This is a genomic window from Arthrobacter sp. 2MCAF14 (assembly GCF_052115645.1).
Classification (GTDB): domain Bacteria; phylum Actinomycetota; class Actinomycetes; order Actinomycetales; family Micrococcaceae; genus Arthrobacter.
The window spans coordinates 1-9,100 of sequence record NZ_JBFRHB010000072.1 but is presented as its reverse complement, the minus strand read 5'-3'; the positions used below and the strand labels follow the sequence as shown (position 1 = coordinate 9,100).

General features: G+C 62.7%; 12 protein-coding genes. 5 read left to right on the top strand and 7 right to left on the bottom strand.

Annotated elements, in window-relative coordinates; translation table 11 throughout:
- Nucleotides 1–548 precede the first annotated feature (548 nt).
- From rpsN to rpmB, 3 genes are read right to left on the bottom strand one after another with little or no spacing between them, the layout of a single operon-like run.
- Nucleotides 549–854 carry a 30S ribosomal protein S14 gene (gene rpsN, locus AB4074_RS24265; protein WP_234754509.1) on the bottom strand — a complete coding sequence of 102 codons (306 nt, stop codon included), beginning with the start codon at nt 852–854 and terminating at the stop codon, nt 549–551.
- Nucleotides 855–856: 2 nt separating this feature from the next.
- Complete coding sequence (gene rpmG, locus AB4074_RS24260; protein WP_003798558.1) at nt 857–1,024, bottom strand: 50S ribosomal protein L33; 168 nt, start codon at nt 1,022–1,024, stop codon at nt 857–859.
- Complete coding sequence (gene rpmB, locus AB4074_RS24255; RefSeq protein WP_078107326.1) at nt 1,024–1,260, bottom strand: 50S ribosomal protein L28; 237 nt, start codon at nt 1,258–1,260, stop codon at nt 1,024–1,026. Before rpmB ends, rpmG begins: the two co-directional genes overlap by 1 nt.
- Before the next feature lie 428 nt (nt 1,261–1,688).
- On the opposite strand from rpmB, the gene AB4074_RS24250 reads away from it, so the two are divergent.
- From AB4074_RS24250 to AB4074_RS24240, 3 genes are read left to right on the top strand one after another with little or no spacing between them, the layout of a single operon-like run.
- Nucleotides 1,689–3,158, top strand: a complete 1,470-nt coding sequence (locus AB4074_RS24250; RefSeq protein ID WP_441415672.1) for a ferredoxin reductase family protein — start codon at nt 1,689–1,691, stop codon at nt 3,156–3,158.
- On the top strand, nt 3,155–3,715 hold the full coding sequence (locus AB4074_RS24245) for an FMN-binding protein (RefSeq protein ID WP_441415671.1): 561 nt from the start codon (nt 3,155–3,157) through the stop codon (nt 3,713–3,715). Before AB4074_RS24250 ends, AB4074_RS24245 begins: the two co-directional genes overlap by 4 nt.
- Nucleotides 3,699–4,550: an FAD:protein FMN transferase gene (locus tag AB4074_RS24240; protein WP_441415670.1), complete on the top strand. Its 852-nt coding sequence runs from the start codon at nt 3,699–3,701 to the stop codon at nt 4,548–4,550. The genes AB4074_RS24245 and AB4074_RS24240 overlap by 17 nt, the downstream gene beginning before the upstream one ends.
- Here AB4074_RS24240 and AB4074_RS24235 read toward each other — a convergent pair.
- Nucleotides 4,547–5,308 carry an SGNH/GDSL hydrolase family protein gene (locus tag AB4074_RS24235; protein ID WP_441415669.1) on the bottom strand — a complete coding sequence of 254 codons (762 nt, stop codon included), beginning with the start codon at nt 5,306–5,308 and terminating at the stop codon, nt 4,547–4,549. The genes AB4074_RS24240 and AB4074_RS24235 overlap by 4 nt on opposite strands.
- Nucleotides 5,309–5,402: 94 nt before the next feature.
- The gene (locus AB4074_RS24230) at nt 5,403–5,882 is read right to left on the bottom strand and encodes a MarR family winged helix-turn-helix transcriptional regulator (protein ID WP_441415668.1); all 480 of its coding nucleotides are present in this window, start codon (nt 5,880–5,882) and stop codon (nt 5,403–5,405) included.
- 130 nt (nt 5,883–6,012) lie between these two features.
- On the opposite strand from AB4074_RS24230, the gene AB4074_RS24225 reads away from it, so the two are divergent.
- Both AB4074_RS24225 and AB4074_RS24220 read left to right on the top strand, forming a co-directional pair.
- Nucleotides 6,013–6,645 carry an NADPH-dependent F420 reductase gene (locus AB4074_RS24225; protein WP_441415667.1) on the top strand — a complete coding sequence of 211 codons (633 nt, stop codon included), beginning with the start codon at nt 6,013–6,015 and terminating at the stop codon, nt 6,643–6,645.
- A 60-nt stretch (nt 6,646–6,705) separates the two neighbouring features.
- Entirely contained in the window at nt 6,706–6,990 is a 285-nt protein-coding gene (locus tag AB4074_RS24220; RefSeq protein WP_234754497.1) for a YciI family protein, read from the top strand.
- Nucleotides 6,991–7,117: 127 nt separating this feature from the next.
- On the opposite strand, the gene AB4074_RS24215 is transcribed toward AB4074_RS24220, so the two are convergent.
- Together AB4074_RS24215 and AB4074_RS24210 are read right to left on the bottom strand one after the other, a co-directional pair.
- Nucleotides 7,118–7,930 carry an SGNH/GDSL hydrolase family protein gene (locus AB4074_RS24215; protein WP_441415666.1) on the bottom strand — a complete coding sequence of 271 codons (813 nt, stop codon included), beginning with the start codon at nt 7,928–7,930 and terminating at the stop codon, nt 7,118–7,120.
- A gap of 2 nt (nt 7,931–7,932) precedes the next feature.
- Nucleotides 7,933–8,829 (bottom strand): SGNH/GDSL hydrolase family protein, encoded by an 897-nt coding sequence (locus AB4074_RS24210; RefSeq protein ID WP_441415665.1) that lies wholly within the window; start codon nt 8,827–8,829, stop codon nt 7,933–7,935.
- Between the last annotated feature and the right edge of the window lie 271 nt (nt 8,830–9,100).

The window sequence follows — 9,100 nt, the reverse complement described above, 5'->3', positions numbered from 1 at the left end:
ACAGGACCAGCCAAAACAACCAATTCATAAAAACAAATCGGTATCAACAAACTTGGCACACTATTGAGTTCTCAAACAACAGACACACCCGGCACCACCCACACCCCACAGGGTCCAGGATCGCTCCGGAGCAACTTCCCAAACTTACCCGAACTGCCAGGATCAAGCAAATCGGCGTTTCCGCGATTCACTGCTCAACAGGGGTCCCCACCCGTCCACAGCACGCTAATCAGCGCGCCATTTCCAGGCCGTTTATCAGAGGGGGTCGGTCGCTATCTTTCCGCATCAGCGGCGGCGACTCGAACTACTTTACACACCCCCAAGTCCCCACGCAAATCACGCCTCAGGCGAGCAAGAACCGCGGTAATCCGGGACGGAACAGCCGGTTGCGCGCAAAAAGAAGCCGCCGACGTCGTAATTCAGCACTGTGTCCTGCGCCACTTAATCGCAAAGCCGGAGATCCTCCACACCAAAGCCCAGAAACGGGCGCCTTAAACGCAAGAAAGACCGGCAACCAAACGGTTGCCGGCCCTCCTAGTGCTTCTGGATTACCAGGAAGACTTGGTGATGCCCGGGAGCTCACCACGGTGAGCCATGTCGCGGAAGCGAACACGGGAGATACCGAACTTCTGGAAGGTACCGCGCGGGCGGCCGTCGATGATGTCGCGGTTACGCAGACGGATCGGGGAGGCGTTGCGGGGCAGCTTCTGCAGGCCGAGTCGAGCTTCTTCGCGTGCTTCGTCAGTCGCGTTGATGTCAACCAGGGTCTTCTTCAGTTCGAGACGCTTGGCAGCGTAACGCTCAACGATGACCTTGCGCTGCTCGTTGCGAGCAATCTTGGACTTCTTAGCCATGTTTAGCGCTCCTCTCGGAATTCGACGTGCTGGCGGATCTTGGGGTCGTACTTCTTCAGGACCAGACGGTCCGGGTCGTTACGACGGTTCTTGCGGGTTACGTACGTGTAACCCGTTCCCGCAGTCGACTTAAGCTTGATGATCGGACGTACGTCCTTGTCTTTTGCCACTAGAGCTTCACCCCACGAGCCAGAACTTCGGCGACGACTGCGTCGATGCCGCGAACGTCGATGGTCTTGATGCCCTTGGCCGACAGGGTCAGCGTGACATTACGGCGCAGGGACGGAACCCAGTAGCGCTTCTTCTGGATGTTGGGGTCGAACCGACGCTTGTTGCGGCGGTGCGAGTGCGAAATGCTGTGTCCAAAGCCCGGCTCGGCTCCGGTCACCTGGCAGTTTGCTGCCATGACGACTCTCCTAAAAAATAAAATGAAACGGCCAGCAGAGTTCCTGCTTCCCGTGCAATAGGCGGCGTCCGCAACCAGTCCACACCGTTTTCGGTAGTTCCCGCAGGCTGGATCGCTCGACTGAAACCAGCCAATGATCACCGCTGCGGCGAAGGTAGTGGGTCCGGATAACAGGCCGGAATACTGGGCGAATACTGGAATGCACGCAACTTGAGCCCCTAACTACCGGCCCGCGGATCTCCTGTTGTTGCCAACAGTCACCGCAAACCGGAGCAATTGCACACGCTCCGCGCCACCTAGCGCCTAATAAGTCTAGGGGCTGGGGGAAATTAAGACCAATCGGGTGTATAAGAACCAAGTGATCAACTCATAAGCGGGGGCTAGGCCCTTCACAGGAGAACGAAAGGTTGAGAGTTCAATCTTGAGACATGAAGTCACAACTCCTCGCCTCCCCGGGCCAACGCGTGGATACACCGTCAGGCCATCCTCCAACGGCCCCGCGGCGCAAATCCACCAAAGGAAGGTTCGCTGCGCAGCATCGCCGACGCATGTTCCGTACGGACATGCTCACCGTTGCGCTGTGGGCTTCCCTTGCAGCGGCGCTTGCTTTGTGGCTCGCCGACGGCGGGATGTCGTCGGTCGGGAACCTCACCCAGGCGGTCACCGCCGTCGGGATCCTGGCCGGGCTTGCCGGCATGGATCTGGTCTTCCTGATGCTTCTCCTCGCGGCACGCCTGCCGTTCGTGGACGGCGCGGTGGGGCATGACAGGGCGTTGGAGTTCCACCGGAAGCTAGGCAAACCGGCGCTCTACCTGTTGCTGGCGCACGGACTTCTCCTGGCGACCGGCTACGGCATGGCCGAAGGCCTGAATCCCGTGAGCGAGGCGGTCGCGCTCTGGACGCTGGTACCCGATATGTGGCTGGCGTTCGTATCCATGGCATTGTTCATTGCCGTGGTTGTCACCTCGCTAGTGGCTGTTCGGCGCCGCTTCCCCTATGAATTCTGGTACTTCGTCCACCTGCTCACGTATTTGGCGGTAGCAGTAGCCCTTCCGCACCAGTTCAGTGTGGGCGGCTTGTTCGCCGAAGGCACCTGGCAGCACTGGTACTGGCTGGCGTTCTACATTGGAACAGGCTCGGCGCTGGCTTGGTTCCGTATTGCCCAACCGGTGATAGCCACCTACCGGCACCAGCTGACCGTGCGGCGCGTGGTGCCCCTTGCGCCCGGCGTCTTCAGCATCGAAATGAGCGGCCTGCGATTGAATGAATTGTCGGGAACCGGCGGCCGGTTCTTCGTGTGGCGCTTCCTCGCTCCCGGCATGTGGTGGCAGGCGCATCCGTTCAGCCTGTCCGCGGAACCACAGGTGGGGAAATCATCGCGGCAGCCCACCTTGAGGATCACCGTCCGGAATCTGGGTGCCGGTTCGGCCCGCTTGGCTTCGCTCAAACCAGGAACCAAGGTAGCCATCGAAGGCCCATACGGTGTCTTCAGCACGGCGGCCCGCAGCCGGGAACACGTCGTGATGATCGGCGCAGGAATCGGGATTACTCCCCTCCGGGCGCTCCTGGAATCCACTCCTTTCGCGCCAGGTCAGGCGACGGTCCTGTTGCGAGGCAGCAGCGAGGAAGAGCTATTCCTCGGAAACGAGATCCTCGAATTGTGCCGGAAGCGTGGTGCCACGCTCTTCCACTTGACGGGCCCGCGGTCCGCGAATCCTCAAAGCGCCTGGCTTCCCGCTTCTGCTGGCACCTCGCGGCTACGGGACTTTGTGCCGCACATAGCGGACGCCGACGTTTACGTTTGTGGTCCGACAGCTTGGGGCCGCCAGGTGCTGGCTGAGGCGAAAAGGTCCGGCGTGCGGGAGGAGCAACTCCACTACGAAAGGTTTGACTGGTGAGACTCAGGGCAGGAATTTCAGCAGCGCTAGCGTCCGCGGCAATCATCGTGGTCGGCTGGCAGGCAGGCACGCACGTGGCGGAATCGAACGCATCGGCGGTCACCACGTCTTCCACAGGAAACACAGGCGGAACCAGTACGGGCTCGACGGCGAATGGAACCACCGGGAGCAGCGCTTCCGGATCGTCCTCGGGAACCGAATCCGGCTCCACTTCCAGCACAGGCTCCGGTTCCGGCACGGGCTCGAGTTCCAGCTCCACCTTGGGAGCCACGGCCAAGGCCGGCGGCACCTATGCAGGAACCGCAGTGGAGACCCGCTTCGGAACAGTCCAGGTCCAGGTAACCATCAAGGCCGGCGTCATCACGGATGTCACAGCCCTGCATCTAACCGACCAAGAGCAACGATCCGTCCAGATCAGCGCCAGGGCAGCACCCCTTCTGCGATCCGAGGTGCTGAGCGCCCAGTCGGCGAACGTGCAGACTATCGGCGGGGCCACCTTTACCAGCGAGGCCTATCTGACATCGCTCCAGGCAGCCCTCGATGCAGCCCATTTCTAAGCCCCACGGGCACGGACAAGGCAGCGCGGAGCCCTGTCTTCGTTCCCGCACGTTCACCAGCATGGGCACCGTGGTGAGCCTCGCGATCCCAGCTGCTCCAGGGACGGCCCCCCAAGCAGCGGTGGAAGAACTCGAAGCGGCCACCGCCGTCGTCGAGCAGTTGTTCAACAGGCTGGACCGGACGTTTAGTCTCTACCGTCCCGACTCGGAGGCGAGTGCGATGGCGCGCGGCGAGCTGGCCCTGATGGATGCCTCGACGGACGTACGCCGGCTCTATGTCGAGGCGACAGAATGGCGCACCCTCGCGGAAGGTGCGTTCACGGCGGAACGGCCCGACGGCGTCGTGGACTTGTCGGGGATCGTCAAGGCACATGCCATCCGGGAAGCCGGAATGTCGCTGCTCGCACTGGGCCTGAAGGATTGGTGCCTCAATGCGGGCGGGGACGTGCTGGTGAACGGTTCGCCGACGCCGGGCGGCGCGCAGTCGTGGCTCGCGGGGATCGTTGACCCGGAGGATCGGACGACGCTCCTGACCGCGTTTCCGCTCAGTAACGCAGGCAAGCGCGCGCTCGCGACCTCCGGAACCAGCGAACGCGGCCACCACATTTGGTCCGCGGGCCTCCAAGGCGCGCGGGACGAGGGGTTCCGCCAGGTTTCAGTGGCAGCGTCCGACATCATCACGGCCGATGTCCTGGCCACCGCCATCATGGCGGGCGGGGCCCGGACCCTCGCGCTGGTTACGTCCCGCTGGGACGTGGACGTGCTCGCGGTGAACAACGACGGCGGACTGCTCGCCACGCCGGGCTTCCGGAACCTCGCTGCTCAGAACAGTTAGGGCCGGGTGAGCTGGGGATACTTCGGGCTGAGGCCGTCTCCGGAAGACTTGCCCGTAACGCGGCGGACGACCCACGGGGCGGCATGTTCACGGGCCCAACGCGCATTGGCCCGCAACGCTTCCACCCGCGCAAGCTGCGGTTGCGGGACGGGAGGCGGGACCTCGAGGGAACCTTCGTGCTCCAGGACCGCCAGGACCCTGTTGGCCATGTTGATGTGACCACCAGCGGACATGTGCATCCGGTCCTGCGCCCACATGTGCCAGTCGTGGTATTCGCTGAAGCGCCAATAGTCCACCAGTAGCGCACCGTGGTTTTCGGCGATTTCCCGCAGCAATTCGTTATAGATCGCTGTGCGTCCGCGCATGGTGCCGAAAACCTTGGAACTGCGGGCGTCGAAACCCGTAAAGAGAAGCAACGTAGCGCCGGTGGCACTGAGTTTCTCGATGCCGGCTTCGTAGTCCTCCATGAGCCTGTCGATATCGACCTTGGGGCGGAAGATGTCGTTCGCTCCCGCGTATAGGGTCACCAGCGTCGGTTGAAGCGCGACGGCGGCGTCCACCTGCTCTGCCATGACTTGCCGGAGCTTCTTGCCCCGGATGGCCAGGTTGGCGTAACCGAAATTGTCGTTGCTTTGGGCCAACTGATGGGCAACCAAGTCCGCCCATCCCCTCACTCCGTTGGGGCGCGAGGGGTCGGCGTCGCCAAGTCCTTCGGTGAACGAGTCACCCAATGCCACATACCGAGCGGAAAAATCCATGGCGCCAGTCTTTCATCAGTGCGGGGCGGTCGTCACGCGCGGCGCCGGCTGCGCAGCGTACGGCGGCCGTGTTTGGCGGCTCAGCGGCCGCGGCTCAGTGTTCGCGCAGGATCCAGTGATCGTCGTCCAGCCGGGCCACGATTTTCTCGCCGATCCGCGCGAGGTCCGCAACGTCGTCGTCGGTCATGGCGTCCAACATCAAGGCGCGGACGGCATCCACATGCCCCGGGGCGAGGGACACGATGGTGTCCATGCCGGCGTCGGTCAGGTGCGCGACCGTGACGCGGGCATCGCCCGGGTGGGCCTCGCGATCCACCCAACCGCGTCCTTGGAGCTTGGTGACGACATGCGACAACCTGGACAGCGAGGCACTCGTTCGCGCCGCGAGCTCACTCATCGGCAGGAAGCGCCCATCCGATTCGGACAGCATGGCAAGCACGTTGTAGTCGAACAGCGACAATTTGCCGGCCGCTTGCAGTTGGGTGTCCAGGGCTGCGGGCAGCAAGGTGTTGATGCTCAAGAGGGCCAGCCAGGCACGGCGTTCATCGGCGTTGAGCCAGCGCGGTTCGGTCATGGATTCATCTTAGAAGGAAATCAATGCTTGACACTTCAACTTAGGGTGATTATTGTTTTAGTTGAAGCTTCAAGTATATGAATACAGACCAATCCGCGGGATCATGAGAACGCAAGCAAAGGAAACAACAATGACTGACATCACTATCATCGGCACCGGCAACATGGCCTCCGCCATTGCAGCCCGTGCGGCAGCGGCCGGCAAGAGCATCCAGATCCTCAGCCGCGACGCCGACTCTGCTGCTGCGCTGGCGGCAACGGTCAACGGAACGTCAGGCATCACCGGGTCACCCGCGGAAGGCAGCATCGTGGTGCTGGCCACGTGGTTCGAGGCTTCCAAGGAAGTGCTGTCTTCCTACGGCGCGGCGCTCGACGGCAAAACAATCGTGGACATCTCCAACCCAGTGAATGTCGAGACTTTCGATTCCCTCACTGTTCCCGCCGGATCGTCGGCGGCCGAGGAACTCCAGGCCCTGGTGCCGGGCGCGTCGGTAGTCAAGGCGTTCAACACCACCTTCGCGACGACTCTCGCGGCCGGCGAAGTGGCCGGACAGACGCTGGACGTGCTGGTGGCGGGCGACGACGCCGCCGCGACGGGCGCCGTCGTCGACTTCGTCAAAGATGCCGGGCTGCGCCCCGTGAACGTCGGCCCGCTGCGCCGCTCGCGTGAGCTCGAAGCCTTCCAGCTGCTCGTCATGACGCTCCAGATCAGCGAAGCCCACCCCGACTACAACTGGAACTCCGCGGTCAAACTGCTGCCGTAGGGCATTGCGGTTTCGGAGGGCGGCCCGTTGCGGCCGCCCTCCGCGCTGTAGGCTGGCGGCATGTTCGTCGTTTCACTGACATACAAAGTTCCCGACGAGATTGTCGATTTCCACCGCCCCGCACACATGGATTGGGTCAAAGAAGCATTCGACGCCGGCACTTTCGTCGCGTCCGGACGTCGCGTTCCAGCCATCGGGGGTGTGCTGTTGTCCAACGTTGACCGTGCAACACTGGACGCTTCCCTGGCTACGGATCCCTTCTACGTCAACGGAGTAGCCGACTTCGAGATCATCGAATTCACGGTCACCACGGCATCCACAGGTTTCGAAAACCTGCTGGACTAGTCCGGTTGTAGGTCCGGGGCGTCACGCAGAGCGCATTTTTGGCGCCTCGACTCGGCGAAAACCCCGGAAATTCGCGGCTTTGATGCCCGTCCGCAGCCAAAAAGTTGTCAGGCGTGACGCTGACGCTTCAAATCCGGACCGGTTCGGCGGACGTCCCCAATCGCTCCGGCAAGACCACCGGCATAAGGGCCGGCCAGCGGGCGCTCAGGTGATCACCGCTCGAAACTCCCCTGAAACGACGCGAAAGCCAAGGTGCCACGTCGCGCCTGAGCCACGCGGCGTCGTCGGCCATTATCTCGGCGCGGCTCCGCGGTTGGAGCGCCCCAAGCACGGGTGAGCCCAGCGAGTGCGCGGCGCCCAACACCTCCAAGACTTTCTTCGCCATGTACTCATGTCCAATGCCGGACATGTGCAGCCGATCGGGAGCCCACATCCGGCGGTCCTGGTACTTTTCGAAACACCAATGGTCCACCAGAAGCGTTCCGTAGGCCGCGGAAATGCGCCGGATGTGCTTGTTGAAAACCGCCGTGCGCAGCTTAAGCGGCTCCAACACCGGCGAAAGTGGCACGTTGTACTCGGTGAACAGCAGGACTTGGGCACCACTTTCGGCGATCCGGGCAACGGCGTCCTCGAATCCACGGACCAGTAGGCGCATGTCCAGTCGTGCGCCGAGGAGATCGTTGCCTCCGGCGTGGAAACTGACCAGAGTGGGAGCCATAGCGAGCGCGGGCTCAAGTTGTTCAACCACGATCTGCCTGAGCCGACGGCCGCGGAGGGCCAGATTGGCGTACTGCGTCTGCGGCCGGTGCCTGGCCAGTTCCTCGGCCACGCGGTCGGCCCAGCCCCGGCAGTCGTTGGGGAGGCGAAGGTCTGTGTCGCCGACGCCTTCGGTGAACGAATCTCCAACCGCGACGAATCGCAGCGGTGTATGTCTGGCCATGGTCATGTCCCCCCGTTGTCTTGGGCTTTTCCTGGCGCCTTGCTTCCAGAGTCGGCGGCGGCTGCCCCGGCGGCTTGGCGTTCCGCGAGTTTTCGTAGCCCGGCTTTCCGCGGCACCTTCACGAGCTCCGGCCAGCGGGGGCGCAGGCTGTCCCCGAGCGTGACCCCGCGAAGCTTCCGGCCGAACAAGGGCAGCACCCAATCGTTCACCCAGCGGCGCTGACGACGTTCCCAGTCGCGCAGCTTGAGCCGCTGCGGCGGTTCCCAGTCCTTCGGCGAGAACTTGTGCGGTACGCCGAGGTGGCCCAGGACCTGCGATGCCATGTATTTGTGTCCGGCTTTGGACATGTGGAGACGGTCCGAGGCCCACATCCGGCGGTCGTGGTAGGCATCAAGGCACCAATAATCCACCAGCACGGCCTCGTACTTGGCGGCCAGTTCGCGGACGCGTTCGTTGTACAGGGCGTTCCGCTTCTTGAAGGGTTCCAGCACGGCCGAGACCTTGACGTCGTACCCCGTGAACAAGACCAACGTGGCCCCCGTAGCCGCAAGGCGGGCCACGAGCCTTTCGTACTCGGCCATGAGGATGTCCATGTCCGTGCCGAAATCCAGGATGTCGTTGCCACCTGCGTAAAGCGTGATGAGCGTGGGTTCCATGGCCAGCGCCCGGTCCAATTGCTCGTCGACGATATGGCGGAGCCGCTTGCTCCGCACGGCAAGATTGGCGTACTCCCAGCCAGGTTCGGCCTTGGCGAGTTTCTCGGCAACGCGGTCGGCCCAGCCCCGGACGCCGTTCGGTAGGGCCTCGTTCCGGTCCCCCACACCCTCGGTGAAGGAATCGCCCAAGGCGACAAACCGCCGTCGTCCGTTCTGGTCAGCATGAAACACGTTCCCAGCCACCCCGCCAGCGTAGCCCCGCCCGGTTGCCCGCCGGCAAAGCCCAGGTTAATTCGTCGCCCGCTCACCTATGCGGCACGTGGGCCAAACGCCCCCTCACATATGAGGCCTTTGGGCCAAACGCCCCCTCTCCGTCAAGCTGGTTGTGAGTCATTCATTACCTGTTGATTGAAGGAGCCGGCGATGGCCGTTGATAACAAGGGTTTTACGCGTGAAGAGATCCGTGAGTTCATGCACGAGTACTATTTGCAGCCGCACGGGTCGAGAAAGGAAT